This window comes from Pseudomonas sp. LP_7_YM, from assembly GCF_004364435.1.
Taxonomy (GTDB): Bacteria; Pseudomonadota; Gammaproteobacteria; order Pseudomonadales; family Pseudomonadaceae; genus Aquipseudomonas.
In genome coordinates, this window is sequence record NZ_SOCT01000009.1 from 1 (window position 1) to 21238 (window position 21238).

Consider the following 21238-nt stretch of genomic DNA (forward strand, 5'->3'; position numbering starts at 1 on the left):
CGGGCCAGTTCTTGGGCGCTCAGTTGCGCCAGCTTGTTGTACGCGCCACGAATCTTGAAGGAGAACACCGGCTGCAGGTCTTCGCGCTTGAGCAGCACCTGATTGCCCAGCCGTTCGGACAGCTGACGCGCGCCCTGCAGCGGGGTTTCCACGGCGATGTCGTAGACGCGGGAGGTGAGGATTTTTCTGGCGTAGAACTTCAGCAACTGCTGGCTGCTAACCGGAGTGTCGTGGGACGTATGACTCATCGTGTCGTCCCCGTCGCAGAGGTGATGACGATCAGGCAGGGAGCAACGGCAGTGAAGGAAGGGCGGATGATGGACATGTCTGACTCCTGGTCGAGGTTCGGGGCCCGGGAGACAGAAAGAAAAAACCCGCCTCTAGGGCGGGTTCGGTGCAAACGTCGGCTAACCCGCCATGACTGGAATGGCGGTAATAATTATCTGGCCGAAGAAATGTTTGATTACGTTCATGGATCGAAGACTATGGTGAGGCGACGGTGATCGTCAAGAGCCACCTGCTTATCCTCGGCACTGAAGTTGTACAAACAGACGCTGATATTCCCGGCTTTTTTGCGAGCCTGATGCCCAGTTTTCTTGAGCAAGCTGACTCCTGCGGGCTGCGCCGACGATGTGCACATGTCTTACGCCTGCGCTAAATATTCAAAAGCTCGCTACGGACTCGCCCCAGAGCGCTGACAAGGATGCGTCGGTCATTTTTCCGAATTCACCTTCGTTGATTGTTCAAGAAGCCTTCATGTTTCATTCATGAGGGCACTTTAGGGTGAAGGTCGTGGTCAGTGAACCAGTCGCTGAATCGACGGAACAGTTTCCCGCAGCGCAAGAAGCCATGAGGGCAATGAGTGATGGACGATTATCAGGAAGAACTACTGGAATATCAGGCATACGAACTTGACCCGCTCGAGCCTGCGGAGGATGCGACCGAGCTGTAGGCCCTGTACGAAAAGTCGGCGAACGAAGGCCAGATAAGGCAAAAACAGCGAGGAAAGGTCGGAGTCGCGTTCGACGCTACGTGTTTTAAATGAGCATTGCGAGCCTGTTTTTAACGCGGCATCCCGAGCGCAGCCACTTTTCGTACAGCGCCTGGTTTGGGCGTATCAGACTGACTGACGATGGCTACGGCGGTACTCCCCAGGCGTCTGTCCGTTCCACCGTTTGAAGGCACGTTGAAAGGCTTCGGCCGATGCAAAACCCAGCAAATAGGCGATCTCTCCGAACGCCAGTTCCGTGTCGCGGATGTAGGTCATCGCCAGGTCCCGGCGAGTGTCGTTGAGGACTGCGCGAAAGCGCGTCCCTTCCTCTGCCAGCCTGCGCCGCAGGGTCCAGGTTGGTAATTTCAGCCGGGCCGCCACTTCCTCCAGATCCGGTTCCCTCCCGCCATTGAGCAAAGGCCCCAGCAACCGGGTAATACGTTCACGCAGGCTGCGGGTGCGCGTCAGCTGTTCCAGTTCCCGTTCACACAGTTGCAGCAGATGACGCCAGGTGCTCGGTACATGATCGGGGTTGCGCAGCCCGAGACTCTGCTGAGTCAGACGCAGTTGGTTGACGCCCGCGCCGAAGTTCACCGCTTGCTCGCTCAGCACTGCATAGTCGGCGGCATACGGCGGGGCTTCGAATTCGATGTCGACCCGCTCGGGCGTCACCCTTGCGCCCGCAAGAGTCGAAAGCTGATGCACCCACCCGGCGAGAATCGAATCGACAACAAATCGGTTGTAGTCGTTGTAGGGGCTAATGGAGTAAAACCTTAGCCATGCCCCTTCACTGTCTTCGTGAAAACTCGATTGCCCGCGATAATTGGAGCCGTACAGCGCTTCGAAGCGAATCAGCGTGCGCGCCGCCTCTCGGACGTTAGGCGCCTGTGCTGCGGTCATACCGGCAATCCCCGCTTGACTCAAGCGGCTCAGCTGACCCATGCGCAAGCCCAGGCCCGGTGTTCCTGAAAGTTGAATCGCCGCATGGCCCAGGCGCATGTAGCGCGGGATCGACAGTCGTGCTCCGGCTTCGGCAAGGCGTGCGGCATCCAGGCCGTACTGATCGAGCAAGGGTTGCGGATCCTGACCAAGACTGCGCACGGCATCGACCAGGCTGTGGACAAAGCCCACCGACAGATCGCCCAGCCGTACCCTAGGCGCGCTCATCGATCACAACCAAAGATTGATCAGGCGCGCCCCGTGACCGGGTTTGGCGCCTTTGGGGGCCGCGCTGATGGACTGTTCGGCAACGCTTTGTCCGCCACGGCTGGCGAAGCTATGCCCGGCGCTGCCCTGATCCCAGAGCTGGCCGCGCATGAACACGCTGATGCCCGCCCTGGCTGTGCTGATTGGCCCCAGCGCCAGACGCCGCCAGGCTTCTCCCTGGGTCAATGGCTTGGACCCCAGATCCAGACGGCTGGACAGCTGTTGATGTTTGTCGCTGCGCCACGGCTGCGACCAACTGCCGTTACCGGCGACGAAAGCGGGTACGGCGATCAGCTCTGCACCGGCTGCGTTCAGTCGCACGTAGTTGTCCGGGTACCAACTGTCGCTGCCAATCAGCGTGGCCAGCCGGCCGGCCGGCGTGTCGACGACATTCAACGGCGTATCTTTGCCAGAGCGGATATAGCCACGCTGATACCAGGAAGGGAACAGCTGACGCTGCGGTTGTCCGAGGGGAATCCCCTCGCGGCCGAACACCAGGCTGCTGTTGTACAGCGCACCTTTGCCGACCTGCAATTGCCCGTCGCGCACCTCAGGGCTTGGGAGCACGATCGACCCGGCCACCAGTGTCACTGCGAATTCCCTGGCCAGCCCACCGAACAGGCTTTGATAGTTCCGGGCCATGCTTTGCGCCTTCATGCGCAGGTGCGCATCCTCCAGACGTTTTTCACCCCGGGCATGCAGCATCGCGTCGAGGAACAGCAGCGGGTTACTGAACGCCAGCCAGTTCATCGCCTCTTCAATGGTCGCCGCCTGATAGAACTGCGACTTCTCATCTACCGCAAATAACCAGGTGCCGATGTGCTCCGGCAGGACAACGATGGTCTTGTCATTGATCAGACCGCGGTCGTGAGCCTGTTGCAGGTACGCCGCCAGTTTGCGATGCAAGCGCTTGACGCTTGAATAATCCGACGCAAACAGCTCCGGCTGAATGCCCAGCAGGTTGCCGCGATCACCCGGCTCACCGTCATTGATGACCAGTTGAATACGCAGATCGGTGAGGTAGTGGCCGACATGGCGCTTGCTTGTCCACAGGCCATAGCTAGTAAGAAGAATTACCAGCACGACCGCGGTGAGTGAGCCTAGGACTTTGCGCATGAGGGATGAGGAGCTTGCCTTGATAAGCCTGTATTACTTGGAGTGGATAACACCAAGGCTACGGGAAAACAGTAACTTACCGAAGTATTTTAGCTGCAGGCAGTCGTTTTTCATGCGTGCCCGGTTAACGTCATTTTCTGCTTTGGCGTGTGTGGACAGGGCCATATACCTCCGTATATTCCATATCGGTATTTAAATTTTTTTGTTATGCGCTATTAGAGTATATGACCGGACAGCTGGACCCCCTTTAATAAGATTGATGATCGCCACCGTCTGCCACGCGGATCGCTCGTCCGAGTCCATGGCCGTGCCATGGATTCAACGTTAAGGAAGCGGTATGGGGAATTACAAAAGGGATCTTTTATCCAGGGCAATCGTTTTGGTCAACGTTGCAGGTTTCGCTCTTTGGAGTGGCCGGGCCATTGCAGAAGAGTCGACCGAAAGCAGCGACTCGCAACTGGACACTGTCATCGTCACCGGTACGCGCGCTCAAGAACGCACGGCCAGTGCTTCACTCTCACCGATTGATGTCATCTCCGGCGACAGCCTGCGCAGCAGTGGTTCGGACGAGTTGGGAACCGTGCTCGCGCGCCTCATCCCGTCGATCAACTTTCCACGACCCAGTCTGGTGGACGGCGCCGAGCTGACCCGTCCTGCGCAACTGCGGGGCCTTTCGCCCGATCAGGTACTGGTGCTGGTCAATGGCAAGCGTCGCCACACGTCTGCATTTGTCAATCTGGGTGGTGCAGTGGGACGTGGCTCCGCGCCTGCGGATCTCAACGCCATCCCGCTGTCGGCGATCGATCACATTGAGGTGTTGCGTGATGGCGCTTCGGCCCGCTATGGCTCCGATGCAATTGCGGGGGTGATCAATATCATCCTCAAGACCGCCGACCACGGCGGGTCGATATCGACCAAGTGGGGGGAGTACAAAAAGGGCGATGGCATTCAACGCCAGGTGGCAGGCAATACAGGTTTCGCGCTGGGTTCCAACGGTTTCATAAACCTTTCGGGCGAGGGCGCCAACAATGATTACACCGACCGGGCGGGGGACGATTACCGCGCATCGAGCGTCGGCTCGACCACCTACGGTCAGCATGTGTTTCGCCAAGGCGAACCGGCCACCGACGAAGGCAAGCTGCAATTCAACTCCGAATACAGCTTCAACGACGCGGCAGAGTTCTACACCTTCGGGGGCTATAGCAAGCGGCGCGGCGAAACTGCGGCGTTCTACCGGCCAAGCAATGCTTCCAACAACATTGCAGCGATTCACCCCAACGGCTATTTGCCGCTGATTCGCGGCACCTTGGAAGACACCTCGTTGGTCGCCGGTCTGCGCGGTGAGCTGAGCAATGACTGGCACTACGACGTGTCGGCCAACTACGGCAAGAACTCCTACGAGATCCACACCCGTACGCTCAACACCTCGCTGGGCCTGAATACGCCGCTGTCGTTCGATAACGGCACCCTGACCAACGATCAGCGGCAACTGTCGCTGGACCTTTCCCGCGAGTTCAACATTGGCATTCTGCCGTACCCGGTTTCGGTGGCGTTCGGGGCCGAGTACCTGCGTCAGGGTTACCAGATCGAGGCCGGCCAAGCCGAGTCCTACTACCAGACCGGTAGCTCCGGACTGGGGGGGTTCCGCGATTCGGACGCTGGCAGCACCTCACGGCACAACTTCGCCCAGTACCTGGACCTGGAAACCAACCTGACCGAAAAGCTGGGTGTCTCGGCGGCGGTGCGTCACGAGGACTACAGCGACTTCGGTTCCAACGTCAGTGGCTCGTTGTCGGCGCGTTATGATTTCACACCGCAAGTGGCCTTGCGCGGCAGTGTATCCACCGGTTTCCGAGCACCCTCGCTGGCCCAGCAGAACTTTGCATTTACCTCTTCGCAATTGATCGGCAGCACGATTCAGGAGTCCGGCACCTTCCCGGCTAACAGCAAGGTCGCCAAGCTGCTGGGGGCGGATGATCTGCAGGCCGAGAAGTCGCGTAACTACAGCGTGGGTCTGGTGCTCAAGCCGCTGGATCACCTGACGGTCACCGCCGATGTCTATCGCATCGACATTCGCGACCGCGTGTCGTTGTCCTCCAACCTGGTGCTGAACACTGCGGCCATCAATCACCTGAAGGCCAATGGCGTCGGTGATATCAATTACACCAGCGCCCGGTATTTCACTAACGCTACCGATACCAGCACCGACGGTGTCGATCTGGTGGCCAACTATCGGTACGCGTTCGATAACGGCGTGCATTGGAACAGCACGGTGGGCTACAACTACAACCACACCAAAGTGACCGATGTAAAAGCCAACCCGGCGATTCTCGATCAGTTGGGTGTGAATCTGGTTCGCGTGGATCGTCGCGAACGCATCGGCCTGTTGGGCGATACGACGCCGCAGCACAAACTCAGCCTTGCCAACGATTTCGAATACGGTAACTGGGCGCTGCACTCCAATCTGGTGCGCTACGGCGAGTACACCAGTTATCAGGCCGACAAGGTCAACGACCAGACTTTCAGTGCCGCGTGGCTGCTGGACCTGGCTGTCGATTACACACTCAAGAACTGGGTATTTACCCTCGGCGGCGACAACGTGACCGACAAATACCCCGAAAAGCTTGATGCCTACGCCTCCAGCGGCGGCAACCTGGCCTACAGTACGTTCTCGCCTTACGGCTATAGTGGCGCGTTTTACTACGGCAAGGTCACTTACAACTTCTGACGGCGGGGGAAACGCTTCGGCGCCGTTAGCAGCGGCGCCATTGCAACCATCCCCTTTAGCAGCAAGGCATGCTGGCGAGGGCGAGGGGTTGGATCGCCGTCGCGGGCAAGCCGTTGCCGTTAAGCAGAGCGACGCGCAAATCCGTCGTTCAACGATATTGCGTCGTCACGCTGCGCGTTACGATCATTAACTTGTCATATCCGGTCATTGAGCGTGGCTGCGATGCTGTTTACTGTCTGCATCATGAAGAGGGATCAGGCTTGCCTTCCCTGAATAAATCGATGAGTGCCCAAGAGCGCTCGCGCCTACGTGATGATGCTTGATGGAGTTTCAAAATGGCCGCCGTCCAATACCCGCATTTGCTGGCCCCGCTGGACCTGGGGTTCACCACGCTGCGCAATCGTACCCTGATGGGGTCCATGCACACCGGTCTTGAAGAAAAGCCCGGGGGCTTTGAGCGTATGGCGGTCTATTTCGCCGAGCGTGCCCGTGGTGGAGTCGGTCTGATGGTCACCGGCGGCATTGCACCCAATGCCGAGGGTGGCGTTTACTCCGGCGCTGCCAAACTGACCACTGCGCAAGAAGCTGAGCAGCACCGGGTTGTCACCCAAGCCGTGCATGAGGCGGGCGGCAAGATATGCCTGCAGATTCTTCACGCCGGTCGCTATGCTTACAGCCCGAAACAGGTCGCACCCAGTGCCATTCAGGCCCCCATCAACCCGTTCAAGCCCAAGGAACTGGACGAGGAGGGGATCGAGAAACAGATTCAGGATTTCGTCACCTGCGCGACCCTGGCCCAGACCGCCGAATATGACGGCGTCGAGATCATGGGCTCGGAAGGTTATTTCATTAACCAGTTTCTGGTCGCTCACACCAACCACCGCACCGACCGATGGGGCGGCAGCTACGCAAACCGCATGCGCCTGCCAGTGGAAATCGTGCGCCGCGTGCGTGAAGCCGTGGGCCCGAATTTCATCATCATTTATCGCCTGTCGATGCTTGACCTGATCGAAGGTGGCAGCACCTGGGAAGAAGTGGTGCAACTGGCCCAGGCCATCGAGCAGGCGGGCGCGACCCTGATCAACACCGGCATCGGCTGGCACGAAGCACGGATTCCGACCATTGCCACCAAGGTCCCGCGTGCGGCGTTCGCCAAGGTCACGGCCAAAATGCGCGGCTCGGTGTCGATTCCTCTGATCACCACCAACCGTATCAATACCCCCGAAGTGGCCGAGCAGGTGCTGGCCGAAGGCGATGCAGACATGGTGTCGATGGCGCGTCCTTTCCTCGCCGATCCTGAATTCGTCAATAAAGCCGCTGCCGGTCGCGGCGATGAGATCAACACCTGCATCGCCTGCAACCAGGCGTGTCTGGACCACACCTTCGGCGGCAAACTCACCAGCTGTCTGGTCAACCCGCGCGCCTGCCACGAAACCGAACTCAATTACCTGCCGGTTACGCAGGTGAAGAAAATTGCCGTTATTGGTGCTGGCCCTGCGGGACTGGCAGCGGCCACGGTGGCCGCCGAGCGCGGGCATGAGGTGACGCTGTTCGATTCGGCCAGCGAAATTGGCGGCCAGTTCAACATCGCCAAGCGTATTCCGGGCAAGGAAGAGTTTTTTGAAACGCTGCGCTATTTCGGTCGCAAGTTGCAGACCACGGGCGTAGATCTGCGCCTGAACACGCGTGTGGTTGTGGAGGATTTGCTGGGCAAAGGCTATGACGAAGTGCTTCTGGCCACCGGCGTCGCACCGCGCACGCCAGCGATTCCCGGCGTCGAGAATGCCAGGGTGCTGAGTTATCTGGATGTGATTCTGGAGCGCAAACCGGTTGGCAAGTCAGTGGCGGTGATCGGCGCAGGCGGTATCGGTTTTGACGTTTCGGAGTTTCTGGTGCACCAGGGCGTGGCCACCAGCCTCGATCGCGATGCGTTCTGGGACGAATGGGGCATCGATGCGGCGCTGCGGGCGCGTGGCGGTGTGGCCGGGATCAAACCGCATCCTCACGCGCCGGCGCGTCAGGTCTTCCTGCTGCAGCGCAAGACTTCAAAGGTCGGCGACGGGTTGGGCAAAACCACTGGCTGGATTCATCGCACAGGCCTGAAGAACAAACAGGTGCAGATGCTTAACAGTGTCGAGTACCTGAAGATCGATGATGCGGGGCTGCACATACGGATTGGCGCCGACGGTGAAGAAAAACTGCTGCCGGTGGACAACATCGTGATCTGTGCCGGGCAGGATCCGCTGCGCGAGCTCTACGACGGCTTGCAAGCGGCGGGGCAGAGCGTGCACTTGATCGGAGGCGCAGACGTCGCGGCAGAGCTGGATGCCAAGCGGGCGATCAGTCAGGGGTCGCGATTGGCAGCTGAGCTGTAAGGGGAGTACTGCCTGTCAGCGGTTGTCAGGAAGTGATCTCTGTGGGAGCGAATGCGTTCGCGATGGGTTGTGCAGCCGATAAAGCGCTGCCGCCTGCACTGCTTTTGGTCGCAAGGCCGCTCGGAATGCATTCGTTCCCGAAGGGTTTAGCGCATTGCAGGCGGGCAGGTTAGACTTTGCGTCCCTTGCCTCATGCCCTGCGCCATGCTCCCTCAAGCCCCCCTGCAACCCCTCAATCTCCGCTGGCTCATCGCAGCAGGCGTCGAAGTGGCTATCCTGCGGCTGGACCTGATCGACCCGCTGATCAGCGGCAACAAGTGGTTCAAGCTGACCCATCACCTTGCTGCCGCCAGAAACGCCGGGGCCGAGGGGCTGATCAGCCTGGGCGGGGCGCACTCCAATCATCTGCATGCGATGGCCGCGGCGGGTAAGCGTTTTGGCTTTTCCACGGTCGGGCTGTTGCGCGGGCATCCTGTGCAAACCCCGACGGTGCTGGACCTCCAGGCCTTTGGCATGGAGCTGCAGTGGTTGGGGTACGCCGGCTATCGTACTCGGCATGAGCCCGGGTTTTGGGCACCTTGGCTGGAGCGCTATCCAAGGCTTCATCCAGTGCCCGAAGGCGGCGGTGGGCTGGACGGCGCGTTGGGCTGTGCCGAAATCGTCAATCAAGCCCGTGCCCAGCTTTCTGACGTCGGCTGGGACGATTACGACGGCTGGTGGCTGGCGTGTGGCACCGGCACCACCTTGGCCGGCCTGGTATTGGCCGAGGCAGGGCGGCACAAGGTGTATGGGGCGATGGCAGTGCCTGCGGGGCATGGGGTGGCCGAAAACGTCGCTGATATTGTCGGGACCGATTGCCCCTGCAGGTATCAATTGCTCGATGCCAGCCGCGGTGGTTTCGCCAAAACCGATGCCCAGTTGCTCGCGTTCATCTCAGCGTGCGAAGCGCAGAGCGGCGTTGCGCTGGAACCTCTCTATACCGGCAAGGCCCTGCTGGCGCTGCAACAGGCTGTCGAGGTTGGTCACTGCCCCAAAGGCTCGCGGATGATCTTTGTTCATACCGGCGGCTTGCAAGGTAAGCGGGCATCGGGCGCGATGTTGGATTAAAACCGACCGGCGCGCATGAGGACTTTATGCGGTGTCCCGTCGCTGACGTGTCGGGTTGTCGCGCAGCAAACGCGGTTCTCTTTGGAGTGCGCGTGCTCACGAAAAGATGAGTACAGCCGCTAAAGCTTCCGGGGCTGGAACACCGATTTCGTGAGCAAGCTCACTGTCATAGGGAACGTGGTGGCGGGCTATCGGCGAACTTTCTTTATACGAAGAAGGCGCGGCGCCTCTGTGCCTCTGGCATGAATCCTGCCGCCTGAATACCCGACAGGTCGGTCCTGAGCACGTCGACGACACTTCTGGAGTGAAGTCGCTCAGGCGCTGTACCGATAATTGGGTCTTCCCCTGCGCGCCGAGGTTCAACATGACCACCCCAGCCATCGAGCAGGTCGATCCTGCTACTTTGAGAAAAGTCATCGTCGCGGCCAGTATCGGCAACTTCGTCGAATGGTTCGACTTCGCGGTTTATGGCTTTCTCGCCACCACCATCGCTCAGCAATTCTTTCCCAGCGGTGACGCCAGCGTGGCGTTGCTCAAGACCTTCGCCGTGTTCGCGGTGGCCTTTGCCTTCAGGCCGCTGGGCGGGTTGTTCTTCGGGATGCTAGGCGACAGGATCGGACGCAAACGCACCCTGGCCTTCACAATCCTGCTAATGGCTGGAGCGACCACCGTTATCGGGCTGTTACCCACTTACGCTGCGATCGGCGTGGCCGCGCCTGTGCTGCTGACCATCATCCGCTGTGCTCAGGGCTTTTCGGCCGGAGGCGAGTACGCCGGTGCCTGCGCGTACCTCATGGAACACGCACCGCGTGGCAAACGCGCCTGGTATGGCAGCTTCGTGCCGGTGTCGACCTTTGCGGCCTTCGCGTCGGCAGCGATCTTTGCCTATGCGCTGGAGGCCTCGCTTTCAACTGAGGCCATGAGCAGTTGGGGGTGGCGCCTGCCGTTTCTGGTCGCAGCGCCCCTCGGGCTTATCGGCTTGTATCTGCGCTGGAAACTGGATGAAACCCCGGCGTTCCAGGCCGTCGCCGAAGAGCACACGGTTGCTCACTCGTCCCTCAAGGACACCCTGCGCGATCATGGCCGGGCCATCCTCGCACTGGGCGCGTTCATCTCACTCACGGCACTGTCGTTCTACATGTTCACCACTTACTTTGCGACTTACCTGCAAGTAGCCGGGGGCCTGAACCGCGCAACGGCCTTGCTGGTGTCGCTGATCGCCCTGTGTTTCGCCTCGGCACTGTGTCCGGTGGCGGGAGCATTTTCCGACAGGGTCGGGCGTCGAGCGACGGTCGTCACGGCATGTGTCCTGCTGGCGGTGATGGTTTATCCGTCGTTCCTGATGGCCAGTTCCGGCTCGTTCGCAGGTTCCATCGTCGGGGTGATGCTGCTGGCGACCGGGGCAGTGCTGTGCAACGTGGTCACTGCAGCGTTGTTATCCGAAACCTTTCCGACGCGCACCCGTTACACCGCCTCGGCGATCACCTACAACATTGCTTACACGATTTTCGGCGGTACCGCGCCACTCATGGCGACCTGGCTGATCGGCATGACCGGTAGCAACCTGTCGCCTGCCTTGTATCTGATCGTGGTGGCGGTGCTGGGGCTGGTGGGCGGGCTGGCGTTGCCAGAAACGTCGAAGGTGTCACTGCATGAGGTCCAGGGTTCCTCAGGGCGTCGTTCTGCGCTTCAAACGATGGCCTGAGTTCGCAACAAAACATGGCACCACTGCCCCAAAAACTGGCACATTGGCGACCCCATTGTGCCGCTGAAATCTCATGCAATGAATTTGCGGGCGGCACACCCCACTGTTCGATGGATGAACTCAAATGGCCGTCACCAGCCCTTCGACCGCGACCTCTCAATCCAACCCTTTGGTCATGCGCATCATTGGGGCTGTGGCTCTGGCGCATTTGATCAATGACCTTATCCAATCAGTGTTGCCGTCGATCTACCCGATGCTCAAGGCCAACTACGGCCTGACCTTCACAGAGGTAGGGCTGATCACCCTGACGTTTCAGATCACCGCTTCCCTGTTGCAGCCCTGGGTGGGTTATTACACTGATCGCCATCCCAATCCGCTGGTGCTGCCGGTAGGCTCGATCTGCACCTTGATCGGCATCCTGATGCTGTCCATGGTGGGCAGTTTTCCGATGATTCTGCTGGCATCCGCGCTGATCGGCGTCGGCTCTTCGACCTTCCACCCTGAAGCCTCGCGCATCGCCCGACTGGCCTCAGGCGGACGTTTCGGGTTAGCGCAATCAACGTTCCAGGTCGGAGGCAACACGGGGTCGGCATTTGGCCCATTGCTCGCGGCGGCGATCATCATTCCGTTCGGCCAGGGCCATGTCGCGTATTTCGGGTTGTTCGCGCTGTTTTCCGTCGGCCTGCTGTACGCCATCAGCCGTTGGTACACATCGCACCTGAGTCTGTTCACGCTCAAGGCCGGTCACGCAGCGACCCACGGGTTGTCGAAGACCCGTGTCATCGTCGCGCTGTCGGTGCTGGCGTTTCTGGTGTTTTCCAAGTTTTTCTACATGACCAGCATTACCAGCTACTTCACTTTCTACCTGATCGAGCGCTTCGATATCTCGGTCGCCAGCTCCCAACTGCATCTGTTTCTCTTCCTTGGTGCGGTGGCGGCGGGCACCTTCTTCGGTGGTCCGATCGGCGACAGGATCGGGCGCAAGGCGGTGATCTGGTTCTCGATCCTCGGTGCGGCGCCGTTCACCCTGGCGTTGCCCTACGCCGACCTGTTCTGGACCAGTGTGCTCAGCGTGATCATCGGTTTCATTCTGGCTTCGGCGTTTTCGGCCATTGTGGTTTACGCGCAAGAATTGGTGCCGGGTAACGTCGGGATGATCGCCGGGATCTTTTTCGGCCTGATGTTCGGCTTCGGCGGGATTGGCGCAGCGCTTTTGGGCCACCTGGCGGACCTTCGCGGCATCGTCTACGTCTACACGCTGTGCTCATTCCTGCCGTTGCTGGGCGTCCTGGCCATCCTGCTCCCCAGAACCCATCGTTAAATGCTTACAGCCGCGCTGATTTTCCTGTTCACCATCACCCTGGTCATCTGGCGGTCAAAGGGTGTGGGAGTGGGTTGGAGCGCAACGTTCGGCGCCGTTCTGGCATTGCTTTTCGGGGTGGTAAACCTGGGGGACACCCCTCAGGTCTGGCGTATCATCTGGAACGCCACGGGCACGTTCATCGCGTTGATCGTCATCAGCGTTGATCGGGGGCTGCTGTCTATCGACGCCAGCCAGGCTCACGGTCAACGGCAGGAAGCGATGATTGACGCCCACGTCATCGGCAGCGACCTGGGGCCGAAAATCACTCTGATCGGCAGTTTGGCCACCCTGCTGTGGCTGCACGTTCTGGCGGGCAAGGGCGTCACCCTCGGCTGGGGCTATTACGTTGGCGTGGGTGTTGTGCTCACGTTGCCGGTGCTGTTGATCACGCTGGCGGCGCTGGTGGTGCGATTGAGTATCTGACGTCGCTGTTTTCCGCGACTGCCGGCCACAGGTCCGGTACCAGAAACACCCGTTCAATTTCTTCCCAATACCCCTCGGGGCTTTGCATCAGGCGCACCAGTAATTGTGCTTGTGTCTTGGGATCGAGTTGCCGGCGCCACAGCTGGAATTCATCGTCGCTCCAGATGTGCTCATATCGCGCCGGCGCCAGCCAGGCATGGCGCGGTAGCACGTGCCAGCGACCTGCGGGGCGTTGACAGGCGAAGGCAGGCCAGTCTTTACGATGCACCCAAAGCCCACGCAGATGATCATCGTGAACACCTTGCGGTGACGGAGCCGCACCTTGCCAGGGATAAAACAGATAGCCGCCCAGCCATAACTCGGCGTTCAGAGACGCGATTCCCAGCGCCGCCAATGCCTCACGACTCTGCTCGCACGCCGAGATCGGCAATTGATGCTGAGTGAGGTGAGCCAGTTTCAAGTCCAGCCTGTCGAGGCTGCCAGGGCCCAGCCAGTTTGCCGGATCCTTGCCATCTGTAGCCTGCAGGCCGAGGTAAAACTTGATCGCCAGCTCCACATGGTGCACGCCATCGTTGTCTTGCAGCAGCATGTCCAGTTCACCCAATGTGTGACCCCCGATCCGGATTGGCAGATTGGCGGCGATCATCTCCACGCCAGGCGCGTGCTGGATCGCAAACTGCCAGAGTCGCTCGTAGTACAGCCCCAGGCGGCGAATCGAACTGCGCGATAGCCATTCATCCAGAGTGCTGCTGTCACGGTCCAGACGCTGTAAAAAGTCCTCCAGCGCCTGGGGACTCTGCACCCAATCGCTGCCGCTCAAGGGATGGCGTTGCGGCCATGCGGTCACCGCCAGCATGGGCGGCGATAGAATTATCCACGCCAGATCGCGCACCGCAGGCGTGCGCAGTTGACGGGGCAGGGCGGTGAGGGTCGGGAATGGATTCATTGGCTGAGAATAGCAGTGACGCAGTGGCACTTTTGCAATGGCCTTGAAGTTTCGCCTCCGCAGTTTTTCTGTGTGAGCGAATTCATAAGGTCTGATCTACATTCCCTCCGTCGATTTGTCTCAGGCGATTTTTATGCTGACTGGCTTCAACCATCTCACCCTCGCTGTAGGCTGTTTGACACGCAGCATTGTCTTTTATGAGCAGACCCTAGGCTTCAAACTCTCGGCGCGCTGGAAGACCGGGGCCTACCTCAGCCTGGGCGAACTCTGGCTTTGCCTGTCCAGCGATACCTTGCATGCCGAAGACATGCAGCGTCATTACACGCACTATGCTTTTTCCATCGATCAGCAAAACTTCGCCGAGTTCGCGCAACGTCTGCGTGGGCTGAACGTGCCGCTGTGGAAGCAAGACAAAAGTGAAGGTGACTCTCTCTACTTCCTTGATCCAGATGGTCATCAACTGGAGGCGCATGTGGGTGATCTGAAATCACGGTTGGCGAAATGCCGCATCCATCCTTATAGCCAGATGGAGTTTTTTGACTGACTGGCCCTCGTAAAAAGATCATGCTCGTTGAGCAGTGCTCACGGGTTGAAGCGCATGGTCGTCGCTGCGCGTTTGCCGCTGCCGACCCCTTCGCCCATAATCGCGTTCTTTACATGCATGAACCCTGCGGGAGCCCCATGGAGCAATTTCGTAACATCGGCATCATTGGTCGCCTCGGCAGTACTCAAGCGCTCGAGACCGTTCGCCGACTCAAGAAATTCCTGATGTCGCGGCATCTGCATGTGATCCTCGAAGACACCATTGCCGAAGTACTGCCTGGCCACGGCATGCAGACCTCTTCGCGCAAGATGCTGGGGGAAGTCTGCGACATGGTCATCGTCGTCGGTGGCGATGGCAGTTTATTGGGCGCCGCCCGTGCACTGGCCAAGCACAACGTGCCGGTGTTGGGGATCAACCGGGGTAGTCTGGGTTTTCTGACCGACATCCGCCCGGACGAGCTGGAGGTGAAGGTCGCCGAGGTGCTGGACGGCCACTATCTGGTGGAAAACCGCTTCTTGCTGCAAGCGGAGGTCCGTCGTCACGGCGAAGCCATCGGGCAGGGCGACGCACTCAATGACGTGGTGCTGCACCCCGGCAAATCCACGCGCATGATCGAATTCGAGATCTATATTGACGGGCAATTCGTCTGCAGCCAGAAGGCTGACGGACTAATCGTCGCGACGCCGACCGGTTCCACCGCCTATGCATTGTCGGCAGGCGGGCCGATCATGCACCCCAAACTGGACGCCATCGTCATCGTGCCGATGTACCCGCACACCCTGTCGGGGCGGCCGATTGTCGTTGACGGCAACAGCGAGCTGAAAATCGTTGTCTCAAAGGATATGACGATTTATCCACAGGTCTCCTGCGATGGACAAAACCACTTCACCTGCGCGCCGGGTGACACCGTGACGGTGAAAAAGAAACCGCAAAAACTGCGTCTGATTCACCCGCTCGACCACAACTACTACGAAGTCTGCCGGACCAAACTCGGTTGGGGCAGTCGGCTTGGCGGCAGGGGCGACTGATGCTCGATCCCGCGCGTAGCTACGACCTGATCGGTGACGTGCACGGGTGTGCCCAGACCCTTGAGCACTTGCTCGACACCCTTGGTTATCGCTTTGTGTCCGGTGTCTGGCGCCACCCCGAGCGCATCGCCCTGTTTCTGGGCGACATCATTGACCGCGGCCCGCGCATTCGCGAGGCGCTGCATATCGTTCACGATATGGTCGTGGCCGGGCAGGCGTTCTGCATCATGGGCAACCATGAATTCAACGCGCTGGGCTGGAGCACGCCCGCAGCCAAGGAAAGCGGCAAGCAGTTCGTGCGCGAACACACGCCGCGACATGCCCGGCTATTGGGCGAAACCCTGGCGCAATTCGAGCAGCATCCCGGTGACTGGAACGATTTCCTCAAGTGGTTCTATGAACTGCCACTGTTCATTGATGCCGAGCGCTTCCGCCTGGTGCATGCCTGCTGGGACGCCAACCTCATCGAAGCGCTGCGCAGTGCGCATGGCGATGGCCGGATCGACCAGCACTTCGTGCAGGTCTCCGCTGAACAGGGCAGTTTTGCCAGCGCCGTGTTCGACAGGCTGCTGCGCGGCACCGACATGCGCTTGCCCCATGGCATGACGCTCACCGGTGGCGACGGGCTGACGCGGGCGTCGTTCCGCACCAAATTCTGGGAAGACAACCCGCAGACCTACGGCGACGTGGTCTTCCAGCCTGACGCCCTGCCGGAACCGGTGGCCAAACGGCCGCTGTCAGACAGCGAGAAAAATGCCTTGCTGCGCTATGGCGCTGATGAGCCGTTGTTGTTTGTCGGGCATTACTGGCGCAGCGGAATTCCCGCAGCGATCCGACCCAACCTGGCGTGCCTTGATTACAGCGCCGTACTGTACGGCAAGCTGGTGGCGTACCGGCTCGATCAGGAAACTCAAATAGATCCGGGCAAGTTCGTCTGGGTTGATGTCACTCGACCGGAGACAGCCCGATGAACCCGGTTGCCGTATTGCGCCTGCCGTTGAACACCGATCTGAGCGGCTTCGTCGACTTGCTGCGACGCCTCAACGTGCCGCACCGGGTCAGCGAAGAAGCGGGCGAACAAGTGCTGTGGGTACCGGATGCGCCTCAATTGGCCGACGACATCCGCCACCTGTATCAGCAATACCCCGACGGCGATCCCACCGCGCAATTGCCCCCAGGCCGCGAAGTACTGGCCGTGACGCGCCCCAGCCCTCTGGTGCAGGTGCGCAGCAGTCCGGTGACCAGCATCGTCCTGTTGCTGTGCTTGATCGTCGCGGGCGTGACCTTGCTGGGAGACAATTATCAGGCGCTGAGCTGGCTGACCTTCAATGATTTTCGGGTCAATGGCGATTACGTCATGTTTACCCCGGTCGAGACGACCTTGGCAGCGGGGCAGTGGTGGCGCGTGATTTCGCCGATGCTGATCCACTTCGGTGTGCTGCATCTGGTGATGAACGCCCTGTGGTTCTGGGAGCTGGGGCGGCGTATCGAAATGCGCCAGGGCAGTTGGCAATTACTGGGTTTGACCCTGGCCATCAGCGCATTTTCCAACTACGGCCAGTATTTCTGGAGCGGCCCGAGCCTGTTCGGCGGCCTGTCCGGTGTGCTTTATGGTTTGCTCGGTCATTGCTGGATCTTCCAGTTACTGGCGCCCAACCCCATTTACCGTCTGCCACGCGGCGTACTGGTGATGATGCTGGGGTGGCTGGTGCTGTGCATGACTGGTCTGATCAGCCTGCTGGGTTTTGGCGAAATCGCCAACGGCGCTCACGTCGGCGGTCTGATCATCGGTTGTGCAACCGGCCTTGTGGGCGGTGCAATAGCGCGCCGTAAACATTAAAATTGCCCGCTTAATTCTGGGAGAGCCCAATGTCCTCTTTTGTCGAAATGATTGAAAACATCACGCCAGACATCTACGAGAGCCTGAAACTGGCCGTGGAAATCGGCAAATGGTCCGATGGGCGCAAGCTGACTCAGGAGCAACGCGAACTGTCGCTGCAGGCGCTGATTGCCTGGGAAGTGCGCAACGTGCCCGAGGAGCAGCGCATTGGCTACATGGGCCCGCAGGAGTGCGCTTCCAAATCGGAGCCAGTGCCTAATATTCTGTTCAAATCGGATGCCATCCATTGATCGAGATTGCTCGCGGCTGCGTCAATAAGATGTCCACACGACTTGATGCCACGCGGGTTGAATATGCATTTCGCCTGGGCAATTCGGAAATCCCGGTCAATCCGCTGATCGGCAAGACCGTACGCCTTGAGTATCTGGGCGCGATTCACTGCAACCATTGCGGCCGCCGTACCAAGACCAGCTTCAGCCAGGGGTATTGCTACCCCTGCATGCAGAAGCTGGCGCAGTGCGACATCTGCATGATGAGCCCGGAGAGATGCCATCACGAGCACGGCACCTGCCGGGATCCTTCTTGGGGTCAGCAGTTTTGCATGACCGATCACATTGTCTACCTGGCCAACTCGTCAGGTGTGAAAGTCGGTATTACCCGTGCCACTCAGCTGCCGACCCGCTGGCTGGATCAGGGTGCAAGTCAGGCGCTGCCCATCGTACGCGTGGCAACCCGTCAGCAATCGGGCTTCGTGGAGGATCTGTTTCGCAGTCAGGTCGCCGACCGCACCAACTGGCGCGCGCTGCTCAAGGGCGATGCGCCGGCGGTTGACCTGGCAGCCATCCGTCAGCAACTGTTCGAATCCTGCGCCGAGGGCCTCGCCGCGCTGCAAGCGCGTTTTGGGCTGCAAGCGATTCAGTTGCTGAACGATGTCGAACCCATCGAGATCAAGTATCCGGTTCAGGCGTATCCGACCAAGATCGTCAGTTTCAACCTGGACAAAGACCCTATTGCCGAGGGCACGTTGCTGGGCATCAAGGGTCAATATCTGATCTTCGACACCGGCGTGATCAATATCCGCAAATACACGGCGTATCAGCTCGCCGTGCATCAGTAGCGAGTAGCCGTTTTATTTCGTAGCGAGTAGCTCAAAGGATAAGGACAGCATCATGCGCACCGAACAGCCGAAAATGATTTACCTGAAGGATTATCAGGCGCCTGAGTACCTCATTGACGAGACGCACCTGACCTTCGAATTGTTTGACGATCACACCCTGGTCCATGCGCAGTTGGTCATGCGCCGCAATCCCGAGCGCGGTGCTGACCTGCCGCCGTTGGTGCTGGACGGCCAGCTGCTGGAGCTGCTTTCGGTCAAGCTGGCCGACGTCGATCTGGCTGAAGGCGATTACCAGCTGACCCCGGACAGCCTCACCGTCCAGCCGAACTGCGCCACATTCACCCTGGACACCAGCGTGAAGATCCACCCGGAGACCAACACCGCGCTTGAGGGGTTGTACAAGTCCAGCGGTATGTTCTGCACGCAGTGCGAGGCCGAGGGTTTCCGCAGGATCACCTATTACCTCGACCGCCCGGACGTGATGAGCACTTTCACGACCACGGTCATTGCCAGCCAGCAGGACTTCCCGATTCTGCTGTCCAACGGCAACCTGATCGACCTCGGGCCGGAAGGCGATGATCGCCACTGGGTGACCTGGAAGGACCCGTTCAAGAAGCCCGCCTACCTGTTCGCACTGGTGGCCGGTGATCTGTGGTGTGTCGAAGACACCTTCGTCACCATGACTGAGCGCAAGGTGACCTTGCGCATCTTCGTCGAACCGGAAAACATCGACAAATGCCAGCACGCCATGGACAGCCTGAAAAAATCCATGCGCTGGGACGAAGAGGTCTACGGTCGCGAGTACGATCTGGACATCTTCATGATCGTGGCGGTCAACGATTTCAACATGGGCGCCATGGAAAACAAGGGCCTGAACATCTTCAACTCCAGCGCCGTGCTGGCTCGCGCCGAAACCGCCACCGACGCCGCGCACCAGCGGGTCGAGGCCATCGTTGCCCACGAGTACTTCCACAACTGGTCGGGCAACCGCGTGACCTGCCGCGACTGGTTCCAGCTGTCGCTCAAGGAAGGCTTTACTGTATTCCGTGATTCCGGCTTCTCGGCCGACATGAACTCGGCCACGGTCAAGCGCATTCAGGACGTCGCCTACCTGCGCACCCACCAGTTCGCCGAAGACGCCGGTCCCATGGCTCACGCCGTACGCCCGGACAGCTTCATCGAGATTTCCAACTTCTACACCCTCACCGTGTACGAAAAGGGCTCGGAAGTCGTCGGCATGATTCATACCCTGCTGGGTGCCGAAGGTTTCCGCAAAGGCAGCGACCTGTATTTCGAGCGCCACGACGGTCAGGCCGTGACCTGCGACGACTTCGTCAGGGCCATGGAAGACGCCAATGGCATCGACCTGACCCAGTTCAAGCGCTGGTATTCGCAAGCCGGCACCCCGCGTCTGGCCGTGACCGAGGCCTACGACGCGCCGGCCAAAACCTATAGCCTGACCTTCCGCCAGAGCGCGCCGACCACCCCTGGGCAGCCAGGGGATGCGAAAAAGCCGTTCGTCATTCCGGTTTCGCTGGGCCTGCTGGACAAGCAAGGTCAGGAAATTGCCTTGCGTTTGCAGGGCGAGTCCTCGGCAACCGGTACTTCACGTGTGATTGCGGTGACCGAAGCCGACCAGACCTTCACCTTCGTTGACGTGGCCGAACATCCACTGCCATCGCTGCTGCGCGGGTTCTCGGCGCCGGTGAAACTGAGCTTTGCGTACAACCGTGATCAACTGATGTTTTTGATGCAGCACGACAGCGATGGCTTCAATCGCTGGGATGCCGGTCAGCAATTGTCGGTTCAGGTGTTGCAGGAGCTGATCGCTCAGCATCAGCAAGGCGAGCCGCTGGTGCTGGATCAACGTCTGGTGACGGCGCTGGGCACGGTGCTGGCCGACGAGCGTCTGGACCAGGCCATGGTCGCGGAAATGCTCTCGCTTCCCGGTGAGGCCTACCTCACCGAGATCAGTGAAGTGGCCGATGTCGATGCCATTCACGCGGCCCGCGAGTTCGCCCGTCTACAACTGGCCAACAGCCTGCATGACGCGCTGTGGAAGCGTTATCAGACTAACCGCGAGCTGTCGAAGAAGACCGCATACGTGGCCGAGTCCGAGCACTTTGCTCGCCGTGCCCTGCAGAACATCGCGCTGTCCTATTTGATGCTCACCGGCAAACCGCAGGTGCTGGCTGCTGCCATCGAGCAGTTCGACAGCGCCGACAATATGACCGAGCGTCTGACCGCGCTGGCGGTGCTGGTCAACTCGCCGTTCGAAGACGAGAAAGCCAAGGCACTCGCCGTGTTTGCCGAGAACTTCAAGGACAACGCGCTGGTCATGGACCAGTGGTTCAGCGTTCAAGCTGGCAGCACCTTGCCCGGCGGTCTTGAGCGGGTGAAAGCACTGATGCAGCATCCGGCGTTCACGATGAAGAATCCGAACAAGGTGCGTGCACTGATGGGTGCATTCGCGGGGCAAAACCTGATCAACTTCCACGCGGCAGACGGATCGGGCTATCGCTTCCTGGCGGATCTTGTGATCGAACTGAACGGGTTCAACCCGCAGATTGCGTCTCGTCAATTGGCACCGCTGACTCGCTGGCGCAAGTATGACGATAAGCGTCAGGCGTTGATGAAGGGCGAACTGGAGCGCATTCGGGCCTCGGGGCAGTTGTCGCCTGATGTGTTTGAGGTGGTGAGCAAAAGCCTGGCCTGATGCAAGCGGGCTTTTGAATAGAAGGGCTGCCTG

18 protein-coding genes are annotated in these 21238 nt (G+C 59.6%); 13 read left to right on the forward strand and 5 right to left on the reverse strand.

Annotation, left to right across the window (positions count from 1 at the left end; genetic code table 11):
- From EC915_RS18765 to EC915_RS18775, 4 genes are all read right to left on the reverse strand, one after another.
- Nucleotides 1-248: pyridoxal-phosphate dependent enzyme (locus EC915_RS18765; RefSeq protein ID WP_133752023.1), on the reverse strand; the 248-nt coding region annotated here is incomplete at its 3' end.
- A 221-nt stretch (nucleotides 249-469) separates the two neighbouring features.
- Nucleotides 470-604, reverse strand: a complete 135-nt coding sequence (locus EC915_RS25345) for a hypothetical protein (RefSeq protein ID WP_256658784.1) — start codon at nucleotides 602-604, stop codon at nucleotides 470-472.
- 513 nt (nucleotides 605-1117) lie between these two features.
- Nucleotides 1118-2158: an AraC family transcriptional regulator gene (locus EC915_RS18770; protein ID WP_133752024.1), complete on the reverse strand. Its 1041-nt coding sequence runs from the start codon at nucleotides 2156-2158 to the stop codon at nucleotides 1118-1120.
- A gap of 3 nt (nucleotides 2159-2161) precedes the next feature.
- Nucleotides 2162-3313, reverse strand: coding sequence for a carbon-nitrogen hydrolase family protein (locus EC915_RS18775; protein WP_133752025.1), 1152 nt, complete (start codon nucleotides 3311-3313; stop codon nucleotides 2162-2164).
- Between the two features lie 337 nt (nucleotides 3314-3650).
- Between EC915_RS18775 and EC915_RS18780 the strand changes: the two genes are divergently transcribed.
- The 6 genes from EC915_RS18780 to EC915_RS18805 all read left to right on the forward strand — a co-directional run bounded on the left by EC915_RS18780 (nucleotide 3651) and on the right by EC915_RS18805 (nucleotide 13014).
- Entirely contained in the window at nucleotides 3651-6041 is a 2391-nt protein-coding gene (locus EC915_RS18780) for a TonB-dependent siderophore receptor (RefSeq protein ID WP_133752026.1), read from the forward strand.
- A gap of 335 nt (nucleotides 6042-6376) precedes the next feature.
- Complete coding sequence (locus EC915_RS18785) at nucleotides 6377-8416, forward strand: NADPH-dependent 2,4-dienoyl-CoA reductase (RefSeq protein WP_133752027.1); 2040 nt, start codon at nucleotides 6377-6379, stop codon at nucleotides 8414-8416.
- 204 nt (nucleotides 8417-8620) lie between these two features.
- Nucleotides 8621-9523, forward strand: coding sequence for a 1-aminocyclopropane-1-carboxylate deaminase/D-cysteine desulfhydrase (locus EC915_RS18790; RefSeq protein ID WP_256658785.1), 903 nt, complete (start codon nucleotides 8621-8623; stop codon nucleotides 9521-9523).
- Nucleotides 9524-9887: 364 nt separating this feature from the next.
- Complete coding sequence (locus EC915_RS18795) at nucleotides 9888-11228, forward strand: MFS transporter (RefSeq protein WP_133752029.1); 1341 nt, start codon at nucleotides 9888-9890, stop codon at nucleotides 11226-11228.
- Between the two features lie 124 nt (nucleotides 11229-11352).
- Complete coding sequence (locus EC915_RS18800; RefSeq protein WP_133752030.1) at nucleotides 11353-12549, forward strand: MFS transporter; 1197 nt, start codon at nucleotides 11353-11355, stop codon at nucleotides 12547-12549.
- Entirely contained in the window at nucleotides 12550-13014 is a 465-nt protein-coding gene (locus EC915_RS18805; RefSeq protein ID WP_133752031.1) for an ArsB/NhaD family transporter, read from the forward strand.
- Here EC915_RS18805 and EC915_RS18810 read toward each other — a convergent pair.
- Entirely contained in the window at nucleotides 12977-13960 is a 984-nt protein-coding gene (locus tag EC915_RS18810; RefSeq protein WP_133752032.1) for a DUF1853 family protein, read from the reverse strand. The two genes, EC915_RS18805 and EC915_RS18810, sit on opposite strands and share 38 nt — an antisense overlap.
- 133 nt (nucleotides 13961-14093) lie before the next feature.
- On the opposite strand from EC915_RS18810, the gene EC915_RS18815 reads away from it, so the two are divergent.
- From EC915_RS18815 to pepN, 7 genes are all read left to right on the forward strand, one after another.
- Nucleotides 14094-14504 (forward strand): VOC family protein, encoded by a 411-nt coding sequence (locus EC915_RS18815; protein WP_133752033.1) that lies wholly within the window; start codon nucleotides 14094-14096, stop codon nucleotides 14502-14504.
- 137 nt (nucleotides 14505-14641) lie between these two features.
- Nucleotides 14642-15532 carry an NAD(+) kinase gene (locus tag EC915_RS18820; protein WP_133752034.1) on the forward strand — a complete coding sequence of 297 codons (891 nt, stop codon included), beginning with the start codon at nucleotides 14642-14644 and terminating at the stop codon, nucleotides 15530-15532.
- On the forward strand, nucleotides 15532-16503 hold the full coding sequence (locus tag EC915_RS18825; RefSeq protein WP_133752035.1) for a metallophosphoesterase: 972 nt from the start codon (nucleotides 15532-15534) through the stop codon (nucleotides 16501-16503). The genes EC915_RS18820 and EC915_RS18825 overlap by 1 nt, the downstream gene beginning before the upstream one ends.
- A complete protein-coding gene (locus tag EC915_RS18830) occupies nucleotides 16500-17372 on the forward strand; it encodes a rhomboid family intramembrane serine protease (protein ID WP_133752036.1) in 873 nt (290 codons plus the stop codon). The genes EC915_RS18825 and EC915_RS18830 overlap by 4 nt, the downstream gene beginning before the upstream one ends.
- A 29-nt stretch (nucleotides 17373-17401) precedes the next feature.
- Entirely contained in the window at nucleotides 17402-17662 is a 261-nt protein-coding gene (locus EC915_RS18835; protein WP_133752037.1) for a YeaC family protein, read from the forward strand.
- Nucleotides 17659-18489: a DUF2797 domain-containing protein gene (locus tag EC915_RS18840; RefSeq protein ID WP_166651032.1), complete on the forward strand. Its 831-nt coding sequence runs from the start codon at nucleotides 17659-17661 to the stop codon at nucleotides 18487-18489. Before EC915_RS18835 ends, EC915_RS18840 begins: the two co-directional genes overlap by 4 nt.
- Before the next feature lie 52 nt (nucleotides 18490-18541).
- Nucleotides 18542-21205 carry an aminopeptidase N gene (gene pepN, locus EC915_RS18845; RefSeq protein ID WP_133752039.1) on the forward strand — a complete coding sequence of 888 codons (2664 nt, stop codon included), beginning with the start codon at nucleotides 18542-18544 and terminating at the stop codon, nucleotides 21203-21205.
- Nucleotides 21206-21238: the final 33 nt, after the last annotated feature.